The sequence below is a fragment of the Lysobacter sp. OAE881 genome (assembly GCF_040546665.1).
GTDB lineage: Bacteria > Pseudomonadota > Gammaproteobacteria > Xanthomonadales > Xanthomonadaceae > Lysobacter_J > Lysobacter_J soli.
This window is the reverse complement of the sequence record NZ_JBEPOG010000001.1, coordinates 2,644,471-2,659,270: the sequence shown is the minus strand read 5'-3', so window position 1 is coordinate 2,659,270 and position 14,800 is coordinate 2,644,471. Positions and strand designations below refer to the sequence as shown.

Sequence of the window (14,800 nt, the reverse complement as noted above, 5' to 3'; positions counted from 1 at the left end):
ATGCGGAACTATTCAAGTTGTTCCTGCTCGCGATCGCGGAGCATGTTGTTCAAATGTCGCTCGCTTGGGCAGTTGCAGCCCTTCGGCCAGCGGATCCGAAGATTGCGCGCGGTGAGTTCCTCGTCGTCTTGCAACGTAGCCTCCACGGCGAGCGAAAAGTATTCGCGCGTCACCGCGCTTGCGCGCTGTCTCACCTGCCGACGCGCCTGCACGCCGCGGGCTTCCCGATGCGCATGGTCAACGGCGCGCCTCATGTCCGCGACGACCCGCGCGTGGATGCGTTCAGCCGTCGTGATCTCGTCGAATGCCTGCCGACGCAGTTGGTCAAGGCGTGTGCGGAGCGCGTCCGCCTCCGTGCTAGCGAGGCCAGGCAGCCTTGCGTCCAGCGCGTCGGCTTCACCTTGCTTGGCCCACGCGCGGTGCTTCATGTCGCGCGCTTGCACCAATTCCCGCGCCCACAGCTCGGCGATGTGGACCGGCTCGCCTTCAAACCCCACGGGCCCGACGCCGGCGACTACCTGCGGCGGCGGGGCGCGGGGCTTGCGGGGCGGCTTCATGCGGCCGCGCCCCACGCCTGCTGGGCGGCGCGCTGCAAGGTGGCCGTCTCGAGGTGCCCATAGCGCTTGGCCAACACGGCCGGGTCGTGGCCCAGCACCTGCGCGGCCACGGCGAGCGTGACGCCGCTGCGCAACATGCGCGCCGCCGCGCCGTGGCGCAGGTCGTGCATGTGCAGGCCGGGCACACCGACGTCATTGCACAGCAAGGTCCAAGCCCGACGATAGCTCTTCGGCTGGCACGGCACGTGGCCTTCGAACACGAGTCGTTCGGCGGCCGCGCCCTTCGGGCGCAGGCGTTCGATCAGGGCCGCCGTCGTTGCGCTGAAGAACAGCACGCGCGGCCTTCCGTTCTTCGTCGTCGGCACGGTGATCTGCAGGCGCTCGGTGTCGAGCTCGTGCCAATGGCGACCGTACAACTCGCCCTTGCGCGCGCCGGTCTCCACCAGCAGGCGCACGAACAACCCGAAGCGGCGATCGCGGTGGCCGCGCGCGCCGTCCAACAGGCGGGCGTAGGTGTCCGGCGTGATTTCAACGCGGCGCACCGGTTCGGCGTCGCGGCGGATGCCGAGGGTAGGGCGGATGAAACCCGCGGGCGTCATGCGCTGCTTCGCGGCCCAGATGTAGACCTGGCCGAGGCTGGACAGGTCGCGGTTGACGGTGGCGACCTTGTAGCCGGCGGCGAGCATGGCGTCGCGGCCGGCCTCGATGTCGCGCGCGGTGACCTCCCACGCCGGGCGCTCGCCGAGGTAGTCGATCCACTTGCGCAGGCGCGGGCCGAGGCCGGCGGCGAAGTTGCGCGCGGTGTAGGCGTTGGCCAATTCCAGAAACGACAAAGCCACCGGCGTGGCCGGTGGCTGTGCGCTCGCCGCGGCGGCGAGGTTGATGCGTTTTGCGCTCATTCCGAAGTTCTCCAGAGCATTGCCTTGGGGAACCGCCTGCAAGCGAGAAAAAGCGTTACGCGACCTTAAGTTGGTGGGCGGTACAAGTTTCGAACTTGTGACCCCTGCCGTGTGAAAGCAGTGCTCTACCGCTGAGCTAACCGCCCGTAAGGGCTGCGCAGTATACAGCAAAGGGCCGGGAGGTTGGCAACACCCCGGGTTTCGGCTGGTCCGGCGGCGCGGCCGGGAATCTTCCTCCCAACAATCAGAATCTTCCGCTTACGCCCCCCTCTTGCCGTCGGCGACACTCGGTGAATGATCCGCACACTGCTTGTAGACGACCACGCGATCGTCCGAGAGGGCTTCAAACGCCTGTTCCATAATACCGGCCGCTACGAAGTGGTCGCCGAAGCTTCCGACGCCTCGCAGGCGCTGGAGATCGTCCGCCTTCGTCCCATCGACGTCGCGGTCATCGACCTCAGTCTCGCGACCGCCGACGGGGGGCTCCTGCTGCTGCGCATGATGGGCAAGAAGCTGCCCGACGTGCGGCGCGTCGTCGTCAGCATGCACAGCGACCCCGGCGTGGTGCTGCGGGCGCTGGATGAGGGCGCGCACGGTTACGTCACGAAGACCGCGGCCATTGCCGAGCTCGTCTCCGTGATCGACCGCGTGATGAGAGGCGATGTCGCGTTGAGCAGCGATATCAGCCAGGCGGTGGAGCGACCGAAAGACTTCGGCCTCACGCCGCGCGAACTGGAAACGCTGCGCGGCCTGCTGTCGGAACTGCCGCCGAAGGCGATCGCCGCGGACCTCGGCATCAGCGTGAAGACGCTCTACCGACATCGCACCAGCCTGATGGTGAAACTCGGCGCACGCACCCTGCCGGCGCTGGCACGCGTGGCGCGCGAGCGGGGTTATCTCGGAATGCTGCACCCCGAGCTTTGACTCGCGGCGTCTGCGTCACTCCAGCTGCGATGCCGCATACGCGGCGTCCAGTGTTTCCATCGCGTCGAGCGGCTTCAGTTTGGCCGCCTTTTCGTATTCCGCCGCGGCAGCATCTTCCTTCTTGTCGCCGTGCAACAGCATCAGCACGTTGCCGTGCTCGATATGCGCGATGGGCGAGTCCGGCGTGAGCTTCAACGCCATCGCGATATGCTTTTCCGCCTCGGCGATTTTCGCGCCGTAGGTCAGGCCGCCGACCATCGCGCCGATCTTGCCGATGATCTCGGCGTGATATAGCGCCATTGCCGTGTGCGCTTCCGCGTGCTTGGGCGCGAGATCCAACGTCGCCTCGAGCGCGCTACGCACTTTGCCGGCAATGCCGGCCTTCAACGCCTTGGCGATGCTCAGGCCCTGGCTGTAACGACCCAGGGCGAAGGCGTAACGGTAATGGCTGTTCGCGTCGTCGGGCAGCGCCTTGACCGCGGCTTCCGCGAGTTTGGCCGCCTGCTCGAAACGCTTGAGCCGCTCGGCGTCGTCATCGACCAGATAGGTCGCGTGGATGCCGAGCGCCTTGACCGCAACCGACGCGCCAATCGGGCCGAGTGCGACCCCGGCATCGTGCGCCGCCTTGAAATCGCCCCGGTGGAACGCGCGCCAGGCTTCCTGAAGCTGCGCCGCCAGCGAGTCGGCATCCACGCCTTTGGGAGCGGCCTTGCCCGCGGCGTCCAGCAGCGCGGCGGCGCGTTTGGCGTCGGGGTAGGGTTCGGTATCGCCGGCATGCAGCTTCGGCCAGGCCTTCTTCAAGCCGTCGCCTGCATAGGCGAAGCCCCTGGCGTCGTGCGGAAAGGCGGCCCAACTGGACTTCGCGGCCATCGGCGATTCCTCTTGCGGACGATGCCGCAGCATCCTGCCTGCGCCCCCGCGCTGGCAAGGGCTAGGGTGTTTGCTCGACAGCCGGCGTGGACAGTCGGGTGAGGGCGGCCCGGCGGCCGCGAGGCAGAACGCAATGGCCCATCGAACCCGTCAACGGCCTACCCGGAAAACCACCCTGCGCCACGTATGGCTGGCGGGACTGGGGATCGCAGTCGTATTCGCGCGCCGCCTCCGCAGGCATTGAGTCCGTCCGCACAAGCATCGATCCAGTAGAGCCTGCGCTTCAGTCCAGATACGCCCGCGTCAGCGTGTTGAGATGCACTCGTTCCGCGTCGCGGAGGAAGGGCGCCAGCAGCATCATCACCTGCACGATGCCGTCGCGGATCGCCGCGTGTTCATCCTTGTCGCCGCGCGCGGCAGCGTAGTTCAGCCAGAACGTCGCGATGACCAGCACGTTCGTCGCGGTCGCGGCCAGCTCGTCCTTCGAAGCTCGCATGATTCCCGCCTGCAGCAGCCCGCGCATCACCGTGTGCGCCTGCTCGTTGGCGCGACGCAGGATGCGCGCGAAGCGCAATCGCAGGCGACGGTTCCGGCTGAGGATCTCCACCAGGTCGCGATGCAGGAAGCGGTAATCCCAGATGCATTCGAACACCAGGTGCAGCTGCAGCCAGATGTCCTCCAGCCCGGGAAGGCGGCCCTGCGGCGCGGCGAGCGCGGCGTCCATGCGCTCCTCGAAGCGCGCGAACAGCTGCTCGATGATGTCGTCCTTGTTGCGGAAGTGGTAGTACAGGTTGCCGGGGCTGATCTCCAGCTCGTCGGCGATGTGGTTCGTGGTGACGTTCGGCTCGCCCAGCGCGTTGAACATCGTCAATGCGCTGTCGAGGATGCGCTGGCGCGTCTGTTTCGCCATTGGTCGCGGATTGCGGCGCGCGTCAGGCGCGCAGCTTCTTCACCAGGTCGATGTATTTCTGCTTCGCGTCGTCGCTGGACGTGCCCTTGAGTTTCGCCCACGCCTCGTACTTGGCGGTGCCGACGAAGTCGAAGAAGCCGGGCTTCGGCCCGCTGACGTCGCCCTCCGAGCCCTGCTTGTAGAGCGCATACAGGCGCAGCAGCGTGTCGTTGTCGGGTCGCTCGGGCAGGGACTGGACATCCTTGGCGGCTTGTTCGAAAGCGGACTGCAGGTCGGTCATGACGGCGCCCCTCCGGCGACCCGGGATCGTGGCCGGGATTACCTCACGCGCCGTCGTCGATGGTCAATACGGCGGGGAATTGTGACGAGGCGGGGCCTCTGGCAACGTAGGCGCCAGGCGCCGCGCGGCGGCCATCCAAGGTCGGGGAAAGGGCAATGAGCTACTTCGTCACCGGTGCCACGGGATTCATCGGCCGCTTCCTGGTCGATCGGCTGCTGCGGCAGCGCAAGGGCACCGTCTACGTGCTGGTACGCAAGGATTCGCGGAAGAAGCTCGACGCCATCGCGAAGAAGATGGGTTGGGACGGCAAGCGCGTGGTGCCGGTGGAAGGCGACATGACGCAGGAAAAGTGCGGTGTCTCCGCAGCACAGGCGCGTGCGCTGGCCGGAAAGGTGAAGCACTTCTTCCACCTCGCCGCGATCTACGACCTCACCGCCAAGCCGGAGGCGCAGTACGCGGCCAATGTCGAAGGCACGCGCCATGCGCTGGATCTCGCCGCGGCGCTGAAGGCCGGCGTGTTCCACCACACCAGTTCCATCGCCGCCGCCGGGCTGTATCCGGGCGTGTTCCGTGAGGACATGTTCGACGAAGCCGAAGGGCTCGACGATCCCTACCTCCGCACCAAGCATGATTCCGAAGGCCTGGTGCGCCGCGAAACGCGCGTGAAGTGGCGCATCTACCGCCCGGGCATGGTCGTCGGCCATTCGCAGACGGGCGAGATGGACAAGATCGACGGCCCGTATTTCTTCTTCACCTTCCTCAAGAAGCTGCGGCAGATGCTGCCGCCGTGGATGCCGATGCTCGGGCTGGAAGGCGGACGCATCAACATCGTGCCGGTCGATTACGTGGTCGATGCGATGGACCACATCGCGCACAAGCCGCGGCTGGATGGCCACTGCTTCCACCTCACCGATCCCGATCCGCTGCGCGTGGGCGAGGTGCTAAACACCTTCGCACGCGCGGGTCATTCGCCGGAGATGACCATGCGCCTGGATGCTCGCATGTTCGCCTTCATCCCGGGCAGTGTGCGCGGTGCGGTCGCGAACCTGCCGCCGGTGCGGCGTTTCATCGGCATGCTGCTGCGCGATTTCAAGATTCCCAAGCAGGTGATGAAGTTCCTCACCTATCCCACGCGCTTCGACAACCGCGAAGCCGAGCGCGCCCTGAAGGGCAGCGGCATCCAGGTGCCGCCGCTGGAAAGCTACGCGTGGCGGCTATGGGATTACTGGGAGCGCCACCTCGATCCGGACCTGTTCGTCGACCGCAGCCTTAAGGGAAAGGTGCGCAACAAGGTGGTGGTGATCACCGGCGGTTCGTCCGGCATTGGCCTGGCGACCGCGCAGCGCGTGGCCGAAGCGGGCGCGATCACGATCATCGTGGCGCGCGGTGAGGAGGAGCTGTTCAAGGCGCGCGACGCCATGAAGGCCGCGGGCGGCAAGGTGTTCGCCTACACCGCGGACCTGGCCGACATGGACGACTGCGATCGCCTGGTGCAGACGGTGCTGGAAGAGCACGGTCGCTGCGACGTGCTGGTGAACAACGCAGGCCGCTCGATTCGTCGTTCGATCGAACTGAGCTACGACCGCTTCCACGATTTCGAACGCACGATGCAGCTGAACTACTTCGGCAGCCTGCGCCTGATCATGGGTTTCCTGCCCGGCATGACGCAGCGGCGCAAGGGCCACATCATCAACATCAGTTCGATCGGCGTGCTGGCCAATTCACCGCGTTTTTCGGCCTACGTGGCGTCGAAGGCCGCGCTGGACGCGTGGAGCCGCTGCGCGCAGGGCGAGCTGTCGGGCAAGGGCATCAGTTTCACCACGATCAACATGCCGCTGGTGAAGACGCCGATGATCGCGCCGACCAAGATGTACGACAGCGTCCCGACATTGACGCCGGATGAAGCGGCGGACCTGGTGATCAAGGGCATCATCGAGCGCCCGAGCCGCATCGCCACGCGCCTGGGCATCTTCGCGTCGGTCATCAATGCGCTGGCGCCGAAGGCCTACGAGGTAATCATGAGCACGGCGTTCGAGCTGTTCCCCGACTCGGCGGCCGCGCGCGGCGACAAGCAGGCGTTGAAGGGCGAAGTCGCGCCGAGCAGCGAACAGATCGCGTTCGCCGCCCTGATGCGGGGCGTGCACTGGTAGCGCGTTGCCGCTTGTGTAGCCCGGGTAAGCGAAGCGCACCCGGCCGCGCATGAAGTCCTGTGCGGAGGGCTACGTCAACCGGATCAGTACGCCCGGCACTGCAGGAAGCGCACTTTCCGTTCGCTTCCCGCCGGCGGCTGCAATTGCAGGCGCGAGGCGCGCAGCGCGTCGTAGCGGGCGAGTACGCCGCAGACTTCATTCACCTGCAACTGGTCGACGTCGTCGCGCTGCTGGATGACGAGGGTCGAGCTGGTCGACCACAGCACGCGTTCGACCCAGGGCAACGCGGCGACGGCGTGGATCACTTCGCCTCGCTCGAACTGGTCGCGGTTCGGATCGGCCGGAGCCGCCAGCGTCGGGTCGGTTGGGACCGATTGCGATGCCGGTGCGCGCGGCGACGGCTGCGGGGCCGAGGCGGCGGGCGCAGGCGTTTCGGTAGCAGGCGCAGCCTCCACCGGGGCGTCGCGCGTCATGCCCGGAACGAAGCCGAGGATGACGCCGACCGCCAGCGCGCCGGCCCACGCGATGGCCGTCTCGCGCACGCTGCGCCGGCGTGCGCTCAGGGTGAGATCGTCGCGCAGCGAGGCCGGCAGCATCGGTCCGACCAGGGCCCACAGCGCGTCGCCATCGAACAGCTCCAGGCCATCGCCAGCCTTTCGGGCTTCGGCGGGAATGCGTGCGGGCGTGGCGAGGATGCCGCCGGACGCGCCGTTGAACCGCACCGCTTCGCCCAGTTCGCGCACGCTCGCCGCGCCCAGGCGCGTGCGCGCCGCGGCGAGCTTGCACGCCAGCAACCACGTGCGGCCGTCGCGTATGAGGCGAAGTTCCGCCTGGGGGCCGCGTTCGAGCGTCTGTTCGACCGATTCGGCTTCAAAGCCCCGCGTACGCAGCGCCTCGACGACCAGGCGCGAGAACTCGCGCCAACGCATCTCCGCCAGCGCCTGGATACCGGCGGTCGTTTCGCCCTGGCGACGTCGAACCAGCCACAACCATGCCGTCGCCGCGGCGCCCAGCAACACGGTAGCGAGGAGGGCGATCGTCAGGGAAAAACCAGCCAGCATGCACAACCCGGGAGTGTCGGAGGCTGGCGACTATACGCCAGCGACATGGCTCCCCGCGTGGCATCGGTCACGCGAGCGGTCGGATGCAGGCAAAGGAAAGCCCGCCAGTCCGAAACCGTAAGGGGAGGGGAGCATACGGAGCAGCGGACTGGCGGGCTTGTCGGGACGCCCGGCGAGCGCCGGGCGGTAATGCGTTGTTCGATCAGGACGTCGCGTTGGAACGGCTGCGGGTCGCCTTCCGCGGCGACTTGCGTGCGGCCGGCGCCTTGGTCGCCTTGCTGGCCGCGGTCTTGCGAGCGCCCGTCTTGCGGGGCGGGGCCGAGCCGCCCTGGCGGCGCAGTTCGGCGGTGAGCGCGTCGACGCGGCGGCTCAGTTCGTTGAGGTCATCGCGGCCGGGTACGCCCAGCTTCACCAGCGACCGCTGCACGCGATCCTCGAACACCTTCTCCAGGCGATCCCAGGTGTCGACCGCGCGTTCACGCGCCTGGCCGACGCGGGAGCCGACGACGTCGCGCACCACTTCCGCCTGACCGCCCGCGAAGCGGCGCGCGGTCTGTTCCAGCGTCATGCCTTCCTTGATCAGCGCGTCGAACAGCTTCGTGCCTTCGGCCTGTGCGCGCGAGAACGCGCCCACGCCCGCCAGCCAGATCTGCTGCGCCGATTCGCTCAGTGTGCGCGACAGCTGGTCGGCCTGCTGCTGTGCATCCTGCGTGCCGGCCTTCTTGCGCGTGCGCGTGCCGGACGCGGTGGTCTTGCCGGCCGCCTTCTTGAACTTCGCCATGCGGGTTCCCTCGATGGGAGTGGCTGGGGTCCGGTCACCTTCGCGCCCGGCTCTAGAGCTTTCACACCAAGCCCGCGCGGGAGTTCAGACCCACTCGCGCGAAGGAAGCGTGATCCGCCGCTGTGGGCGTCCCACCAGATCGAGAAACCGGTTGAACACCTCGTCCGCACGCGACTGCATGCCGGCGATGTGCTCGCGCGTGTGCCGGCGGATCGCCTCGACGTCGGCGCGTGCCGGATCGAGTCCGCCCAGTTCCGCCAGTTCCTCGCGATAGGCGGGATTGCGCAGCCAGCGCTCGATCAGCGCCTCGTCCATCTCCAGATGGAACTGGAAGCCGTAGGCGTTCTCGCCGTAACGGAAGGCCTGCTGCTCGCAGCCGGCGGTGCTCGCCAGGTGCGTCGCCTCGCTCGGTACCTCGAAGCTGTAACGGTGCCACTGGAACACCGCAGACGTGTCGCCGAGCGGCGACAGGACCGCGTCTTCGCGACCGGCCGGCGTGGTGTGCAGCGGATACCAGCCGATTTCCGGCGCCTCATGCCGCCGCACCGGCGCGCCCAGCACGTGCGCCAGCAGCTGCGCGCCCAGGCAGATGCCGAGCACGGGCTTGCCCTGTTCGAGCATGTGTTCTATGGCGCGCAGTTCGGTCTTCAGGTGCGGACGCCGCGCCTGGTCCTCGACGTTCATCGGACCACCGAGCACCACCAGCCCGCGATAGCGATCCACGTTCGGTTCGAAATCCGGCTGCCGTTCGAAATTGGCGAAACGGATGCGATGGCCGCGCCGGCGGATCAGGCGATCGAGCGTGCCGAGCGGTTCGGCGGCGACGTGCTGGAAGACGAGCAGGCGGGACATGGCGGAACGAACCGCGGAAGGGCGTTCGACTATGCCAAATCCGGGCGCGTCACGCGCGCGGCGCCATCGCGATCAGGGCGATGGCCACCAGCGCCAGCACGATCGCCAGCCGGTTCCAGCGGCTGGTCTTCTCGCCGAAACCGAACACGCCGACGAGCGTGCCCAGCACGACCACGCCGATGTTCATCGCCCCGAACACGACCGACGGACTGTCCGGCAGCGCCTGGTGCGCGCGTACGTAGAAGACGATGTTGCCGAAGTTCAGAACGCCGAGCAGCAGGCCGCCGCCGAGGTTGCGCCAGGCCAGCCGCGTGCGGCCGCGAAGGTGGCGTACGAGTTGCGCACCGAGCATCAGCACGAAGGCGATGGCGAAGGCGGCCTGCAACGCGGCCATCGACGGCGTGCCCGCGAGCGCGATGCGCTTGAGCATCACGTCCACCAGCGCGAAGCCAACCCAGACGGTGACCAGCAGCAGCCAGCTGCGGCGTTCGCTGTCGGTCGGCGACGACTCCGGCCGCACGACGATGCCCGCGACGGCGACGAGGCCGAGTGCGAGGCCGAGCAGGCGCATGCCGTCCGCACGTTCGCCGAACAGAGTGAAGGCTGCCGCGAGGGACAACAGCAGCGATAGGCGCTGCGCCACGTCGGTGCGCACGATGCCGGCCGAGCGCACCGAGGCGCCGAGCACGAGGAAGAGCGAGGGCAGCACGACGGCGAGTCCAAGAACCGCCGCCCATGGCGTGTCGGGATGCGCGAGGCTGTGCAGCGGCGGCCGCAGCAGCCACGCGCACAGCGCGCCGGCGGCGAGGTAATTCCATGTCACGAGCTGGCCGACATCGAGCCGCGCCCGCGGCGCGAGCTTGAGCAGCACCGAGACCAGGACGCTGCACAGGGCGCTGAGGAGGATCAGGTGCATCGGTGGCGGAATCGTCGGGACGACGGCGGGGCGGTGATGATGCCATCGGGCGAGCGACCCGATTGCGCGGCGTCAGCCGGCAACGTTCCGGGTTCGACATCGACTTCGATGCCGTCATCCCGGCGAAGGCCGGGATCCAGGCCGGGTACGCATCCGGGGCGGCTCGCCACGGCGGCGAACGCGCCACATTGATTCGCGTCCGGGATGGATCCTTCCGACGGATCAAGGCTCGGAGTGAACCGCAGCATCGAAGGCTGATACCTCACCGGCCTGGATCCCGGCTTTCGCCGGGATGACGACAAGTTGGAGTTACGACGGCAGCCAAACCGATGATCGGCAAACCGCCCGTCAAACTCAGCGCGGCTTGGGCCTGAACCCGCCCGGCTTGCGCGGGCCGGCGCCCTGCGGACGCGGGCCGCGCGGCGGACGGCGGTCGTCGTCGAAACCACCGCGCTCGTGGCGACCGTGCGGGCGCTGGCCGCCGTGGCCGCCTTCGCCCGGCCGGCTGATACGCAACTGCTGGCCGGCGACGCGCACGCGCTTGAGGTGGTCCATGACCTCGCGCGGCATACCTTCGGGCAGGTCGATCAGGCTGTGGTCGTCGCGGATGTCGATGCGGCCGATGTAGCGACTTTCGAGCTCGGCCTCGTTGGCGATCGCGCCGACGATGTTGCCCGGCTTTACCCCGTGCTGGTGGCCGACCTCGATGCGGAAGGTTTCCATGCCGACTTCCGGTGCGCGCGTCTCGCGCGGCTCGCGGTGTTCGCGCGGCTCGCGGTGCTCGTGGCGCGGCGTCGATGCTTCGTCGTCGAACATGGATTCGGCGGCGTTGAACGAGGCGCGCTCGTTCTGCGGGCGTTCGCTTCGCGGTTCGAACTGCGGACGCTCGATCGCCGGACGCTCGTAGCGTTCGGTCGGCGCGTACGGCGTTTCGGTGCGCTGCGGGCGTTCGGAACGGTCGCCGCGCTCGTGACGCGATTCGTGGCGCGACTCACGCGGTGCACGCGGTCCGCTGTCGCGTTCGAAACGGGAATCGCGATCGCGACCGCGCGAATCGCGGCCCTGTTCGCGCGGACCGCGCTGCTCGAAACCGACCTGCGCGTGCGGGCGCAGCTTCTCGGCGGTAACGTCCAGCAGCAGCGGCATGTCGCCCTGCAGCAGCTTCGCCAGCGCCGCGGCGATCTCCACCGCCGGCACGTTCTGCTCGCGCTCGTAGCGTTCGACCAGGTCACGGAACTGCGCCAGGTCGTCGCTGTCCAGCGCGCCCGTAATCCGGCCGAGGAAGCGGTTCACGCGCTGCTCGTTCACCGTTTCGATGGTCGGCAGCGCCATCGGCTCGATCGGCTGGCGCGTGGCGCGCTCGATCGCGCGCAGCATGCCGCGCTCGCGCGGCGTCACGAACAGGATCGCCTCGCCCTTGCGGCCCGCGCGACCGGTGCGGCCGATGCGGTGCACGTAGCTTTCGGTGTCGTAGGGAATGTCGAAGTTCAGCACGTGGCTGATGCGTTCCACGTCCAGGCCGCGCGCCGCCACGTCGGTAGCGACGAGCACGTCGATCTTGCCGTCCTTGAGGTTCTGGATGGTCTTCTCGCGCTGCGCCTGCTGCACGTCGCCGTTGATCGCGGCGGCGGCGATGCCGCGCGCGGCGAGCTTGTCGGCCAGCTCTTCCGTGGCCTGCTTGGTGCGCGCGAAGACGATCATCGCGTCGAACGGTTCGGCTTCCAGGATGCGGGTGATCGCGTCCAGCTTGTGCACGCCGCTGACCGCCCAGTAGCGCTGGCGGATGTTGGCGGCGGTGGTGGTCTTGGCCTTGATCGAGATCTCGACCGGATCCTTCAGGTAGGTCTGCGCGATGCGGCGGATCGGGGGCGGCATCGTCGCCGAGAACAGCGCGACCTGGCGCGTTTCCGGCGTCTTCTTCAGCACGGCCTCGACGTCGTCGATGAAGCCCATGCGCAGCATTTCGTCGGCTTCGTCCAGCACCAGGCAGCGCAGTTCGGACAGGTCGAGCGAGCCGCGTTCCAAATGGTCGATCACGCGGCCGGGCGTGCCGACCACGACCTGCACGCCGCGCTTGAGCGCCTGCAGCTGCGGGTAATAGCTCTGGCCGCCGTAGATCGGCAGCACGTGGAAGCCGGGCAGGTGGTGGGCGTACTTCTGGAACGCCTCGGCGACCTGGATGGCCAGTTCGCGCGTCGGCGCCAGGACCAGCGCCTGCGGCTTCTGCCGGCCGGGCTGGATCTGCGCCAGGATCGGCAGCGCGAACGCGGCGGTCTTGCCGGTGCCGGTCTGCGCCTGGCCGAGCACGTCGCGGCCCTCCAGCAGCGGCGGGATGGTGGCGGCCTGGATGGGCGAGGGGGATTCGTAGCCGACGTCCGAAAGTGCCTTGAGCAGGGGCTCGGGCAGGGCAAGATCGGTGAACTTCAGGGACGGGGCATCATTCGAGCTGGGCTCGGCGCTCATGGGGGAGACTCGGCAGCGCCGGCGAACGCCGGTCGGGAAGACTGAACAGTGTAACCGAGGGGCGTCGTGGGGCTGTGTAGCGGGGCTGTATGCGCCCGGGAAATACCCGCGCATTCTTGCTCCGGAGCGGGGTTCGGCTGCGCGTGGGCAGGCTCGAGACGTTTGTGCCGTCGCGCTTAGCCCCTCTCCCGCCGGGAGAGGGGTTGGGGTGAGGGTAGGGACGTGCGGTGCGCTCGCACTTGCTATGCCATCGCCGTTGCGTGGGCTTGGAGCAACGTCAAGATCAAAAGCTTCCGCTCGCAAGCGAGCGGGTCACTTTTGTCCTGGCAAAAGTAACCAAAACCGTTCGCTCCCGACGCGAGCCGCCGCTGCGCGTCGGTGCCCTGCGCTCCTCGCCGGAAAAGGGACGTCGCCCGAACTCGCTACGCTGCGCTCCGCTCAGACAGCGGGCGACTCTTTGCCCTTTTCCGACTCCGGTGCTCGGCTCGCTTTAAGTCGCTGGAAAGTCAAAGGCGAACAGCGACAGCGACAGCGACAGCGAACAGCAACGGCGAAGGCAAAGCTGTTGTAGCCCGGGGAAGCGCAGCGCACCCGGTATGTGCGCCTGCTCGTCCTGCAACGCTAGGCCAACCGGCTACGGTGATCCGGAAGCGCGACTGTCTCAGCCCTCACCTCAGCCCCTCTTCCGCAGCGGAAGAGGGGCTTCGAGATCAGAGCGCCGACGCCGCGGCGCCGACGCGCACATCCTTCTCCACCCGCCCATCCTTCATCACGAATTCCACCCGCTTGAGCACGGTCACGTCCGTCAGCGGATCGCCGCTCACGGCGATGAGGTCGGCGCGCTTGCCTGCCTCCAGCGAACCGACCTGATCGGCCAGGCCCAGCAGGTCGGCGGCGTTCACGGTGGCGGCCTGGATCGCGGTGGCGGGCGTCATGCCGTGCGCGACCATCAGCTCGAATTCGTCGGCGTTGCGGCCGTGCAGGCTGACGCCGGCGTCGGTGCCGAAGGCGATCTTCACGCCCGCCGGCACCGCGCGCTCCAGCGCCTTGCCGGTGATGCCGATGCGCCACTGGATCTTCTCCAGCACCTCGCCGGTGTACGCGTCGGGATTCTTCGCCAGCCGCTCCTTGTAGCCGTTCACCGTCGACAGCGTGGGCACGTAGTACGCGCCGGTCTGGCGCAGCAGGTTGATGTCCGCGTCGTCCATCAGCGTGCCGTGTTCGATCGAATCGGCGCCGGCGCGCAGCGCGAGGGCGATGCCGTCGGCGCCGTGCGCGTGGACGGCGACCTTCTTGCGGTACAGGTGCGCGGTTTCGACGATGGCTTTCGCCTCGTCGTCGAACATCTGCTGGCCCAGGCCCACGCCGATGCGGCTGTTCACGCCGCCGGTGGTCGCGATCTTGATGACATCCGCGCCACGCGCGACCTGGCGTCGCACTGCCTTGCGGCATTCCTCGGCGCCGTCGCAGGTGTTGCCGTGGACGTCGAGCGCGGCGTGCAGTTCGTCGCGGAAGCCGAGCGTCGGATCCATGTGGCCGGCGGTGGCGGAGATCGCCATGCCCGCGTCGACGATGCGCGGCCCCGGCAGCTTGCCCGCGGCGACTGCATCACGCAGCGCAAGCGTCACGCCGTCCTCGTCGCCGAGGTTGCGCACGGTGGTAAAGCCGGCCTGCAACGTCTTGCGCGCATTCACCGCGGCCTCGTAGGCGTGGTCGGCGACGCCCTTCGAAATGCCTTCCAGCTGGCCTTCCACGCCCGCCTTGTCGGACGTCAGGTGTACGTGGCTGTCGATCAGGCCCGGCAGGACGAACCGGTCGCGCAGGTCGATGACGGTCGCGCCGGTGGCGTTCGGGAACGCGGATACATCGACGAAGCCATCGCGCACGGCATCGACGCGGCCGTTGCAGATCAGCAGCGTGCTCGCGCCACGTGCCGCATGGCCGGGACGATCCAGCAGCCGTCCGGCCTGCACGAGGCTGCACGACGGCTTGCCCGCGGGCGCCTGCGCACCGGCGGGCGTGGCGATCGCCAGCAGCATCGCGGCGGCGAGGGCCGGGCCGATATGGCGGACTGCATGGTTGGTGCGTTGGCGCGACATCATCCGTTCGATTCCCCAGAGCGACGGTGGACGGCCAG

13 protein-coding genes and 1 tRNA gene are annotated in these 14,800 nt (G+C 68.1%); 2 read left to right on the top strand and 12 right to left on the bottom strand.

Going from position 1 to position 14,800, the window contains the following annotated elements:
- Nucleotides 1-8 precede the first annotated feature (8 nt).
- From ABIE51_RS12325 to ABIE51_RS12315, 3 genes are all read right to left on the bottom strand, one after another.
- Nucleotides 9-557: a hypothetical protein gene (locus ABIE51_RS12325; protein WP_192630950.1), complete on the bottom strand. Its 549-nt coding sequence runs from the start codon at nucleotides 555-557 to the stop codon at nucleotides 9-11.
- Complete coding sequence (locus ABIE51_RS12320; RefSeq protein ID WP_192630949.1) at nucleotides 554-1,456, bottom strand: tyrosine-type recombinase/integrase; 903 nt, start codon at nucleotides 1,454-1,456, stop codon at nucleotides 554-556. Before ABIE51_RS12320 ends, ABIE51_RS12325 begins: the two co-directional genes overlap by 4 nt.
- Nucleotides 1,457-1,527: 71 nt before the next feature.
- A tRNA-Val gene (locus ABIE51_RS12315) sits at nucleotides 1,528-1,602 on the bottom strand.
- Nucleotides 1,603-1,750: 148 nt separating this feature from the next.
- Here ABIE51_RS12315 and ABIE51_RS12310 point away from each other — a divergent pair.
- Nucleotides 1,751-2,380: a response regulator transcription factor gene (locus ABIE51_RS12310; RefSeq protein WP_192630948.1), complete on the top strand. Its 630-nt coding sequence runs from the start codon at nucleotides 1,751-1,753 to the stop codon at nucleotides 2,378-2,380.
- A gap of 15 nt (nucleotides 2,381-2,395) precedes the next feature.
- Here ABIE51_RS12310 and ABIE51_RS12305 read toward each other — a convergent pair whose 3' ends face one another.
- From ABIE51_RS12305 to ABIE51_RS12295, 3 genes are all read right to left on the bottom strand, one after another.
- On the bottom strand, nucleotides 2,396-3,250 hold the full coding sequence (locus tag ABIE51_RS12305; protein WP_192630947.1) for a tetratricopeptide repeat protein: 855 nt from the start codon (nucleotides 3,248-3,250) through the stop codon (nucleotides 2,396-2,398).
- A gap of 283 nt (nucleotides 3,251-3,533) precedes the next feature.
- Nucleotides 3,534-4,160, bottom strand: coding sequence for a TetR/AcrR family transcriptional regulator (locus tag ABIE51_RS12300; protein WP_115841645.1), 627 nt, complete (start codon nucleotides 4,158-4,160; stop codon nucleotides 3,534-3,536).
- Nucleotides 4,161-4,182: 22 nt separating this feature from the next.
- On the bottom strand, nucleotides 4,183-4,440 hold the full coding sequence (locus ABIE51_RS12295; RefSeq protein WP_115841644.1) for an acyl-CoA-binding protein: 258 nt from the start codon (nucleotides 4,438-4,440) through the stop codon (nucleotides 4,183-4,185).
- Nucleotides 4,441-4,595: 155 nt separating this feature from the next.
- On the opposite strand from ABIE51_RS12295, the gene ABIE51_RS12290 reads away from it, so the two are divergent.
- Nucleotides 4,596-6,590, top strand: a complete 1,995-nt coding sequence (locus ABIE51_RS12290) for an SDR family oxidoreductase (protein WP_115841643.1) — start codon at nucleotides 4,596-4,598, stop codon at nucleotides 6,588-6,590.
- Between the two features lie 83 nt (nucleotides 6,591-6,673).
- Here ABIE51_RS12290 and ABIE51_RS12285 read toward each other — a convergent pair whose 3' ends face one another.
- From ABIE51_RS12285 to ABIE51_RS12260, 6 genes are all read right to left on the bottom strand, one after another.
- The gene (locus ABIE51_RS12285) at nucleotides 6,674-7,651 is read right to left on the bottom strand and encodes a restriction endonuclease (protein WP_192630946.1); all 978 of its coding nucleotides are present in this window, start codon (nucleotides 7,649-7,651) and stop codon (nucleotides 6,674-6,676) included.
- 202 nt (nucleotides 7,652-7,853) lie between these two features.
- Entirely contained in the window at nucleotides 7,854-8,432 is a 579-nt protein-coding gene (locus ABIE51_RS12280) for a phasin family protein (protein WP_192630945.1), read from the bottom strand.
- Nucleotides 8,433-8,516: 84 nt separating this feature from the next.
- Nucleotides 8,517-9,284: a type 1 glutamine amidotransferase gene (locus tag ABIE51_RS12275; RefSeq protein WP_192630944.1), complete on the bottom strand. Its 768-nt coding sequence runs from the start codon at nucleotides 9,282-9,284 to the stop codon at nucleotides 8,517-8,519.
- A 49-nt stretch (nucleotides 9,285-9,333) separates the two neighbouring features.
- Nucleotides 9,334-10,200, bottom strand: coding sequence for an EamA family transporter (locus tag ABIE51_RS12270; protein ID WP_192630943.1), 867 nt, complete (start codon nucleotides 10,198-10,200; stop codon nucleotides 9,334-9,336).
- Between the two features lie 354 nt (nucleotides 10,201-10,554).
- On the bottom strand, nucleotides 10,555-12,663 hold the full coding sequence (locus ABIE51_RS12265) for a DEAD/DEAH box helicase (protein WP_192630942.1): 2,109 nt from the start codon (nucleotides 12,661-12,663) through the stop codon (nucleotides 10,555-10,557).
- A 710-nt stretch (nucleotides 12,664-13,373) separates the two neighbouring features.
- Complete coding sequence (locus tag ABIE51_RS12260) at nucleotides 13,374-14,762, bottom strand: metal-dependent hydrolase family protein (RefSeq protein ID WP_192630941.1); 1,389 nt, start codon at nucleotides 14,760-14,762, stop codon at nucleotides 13,374-13,376.
- Nucleotides 14,763-14,800: the final 38 nt, after the last annotated feature.

Bases quoted from the DNA above. Each gene is read 5' to 3' on its own strand.
- ABIE51_RS12325 (WP_192630950.1), bottom strand. From the start codon at position 557: ATGAAGCCGCCCCGCAAGCCCCGCGCCCCGCCGCCGCAGGTAGTCGCC.
- ABIE51_RS12320 (WP_192630949.1), bottom strand. From the start codon at position 1,456: ATGAGCGCAAAACGCATCAACCTCGCCGCCGCGGCGAGCGCACAGCCA.
- ABIE51_RS12310 (WP_192630948.1), top strand. From the start codon at position 1,751: ATGATCCGCACACTGCTTGTAGACGACCACGCGATCGTCCGAGAGGGC.
- ABIE51_RS12305 (WP_192630947.1), bottom strand. From the start codon at position 3,250: ATGGCCGCGAAGTCCAGTTGGGCCGCCTTTCCGCACGACGCCAGGGGC.
- ABIE51_RS12300 (WP_115841645.1), bottom strand. From the start codon at position 4,160: ATGGCGAAACAGACGCGCCAGCGCATCCTCGACAGCGCATTGACGATG.
- ABIE51_RS12295 (WP_115841644.1), bottom strand. From the start codon at position 4,440: ATGACCGACCTGCAGTCCGCTTTCGAACAAGCCGCCAAGGATGTCCAG.
- ABIE51_RS12290 (WP_115841643.1), top strand. From the start codon at position 4,596: ATGAGCTACTTCGTCACCGGTGCCACGGGATTCATCGGCCGCTTCCTG.
- ABIE51_RS12285 (WP_192630946.1), bottom strand. From the start codon at position 7,651: ATGCTGGCTGGTTTTTCCCTGACGATCGCCCTCCTCGCTACCGTGTTG.
- ABIE51_RS12280 (WP_192630945.1), bottom strand. From the start codon at position 8,432: ATGGCGAAGTTCAAGAAGGCGGCCGGCAAGACCACCGCGTCCGGCACG.
- ABIE51_RS12275 (WP_192630944.1), bottom strand. From the start codon at position 9,284: ATGTCCCGCCTGCTCGTCTTCCAGCACGTCGCCGCCGAACCGCTCGGC.
- ABIE51_RS12270 (WP_192630943.1), bottom strand. From the start codon at position 10,200: ATGCACCTGATCCTCCTCAGCGCCCTGTGCAGCGTCCTGGTCTCGGTG.
- ABIE51_RS12265 (WP_192630942.1), bottom strand. From the start codon at position 12,663: ATGAGCGCCGAGCCCAGCTCGAATGATGCCCCGTCCCTGAAGTTCACC.
- ABIE51_RS12260 (WP_192630941.1), bottom strand. From the start codon at position 14,762: ATGTCGCGCCAACGCACCAACCATGCAGTCCGCCATATCGGCCCGGCC.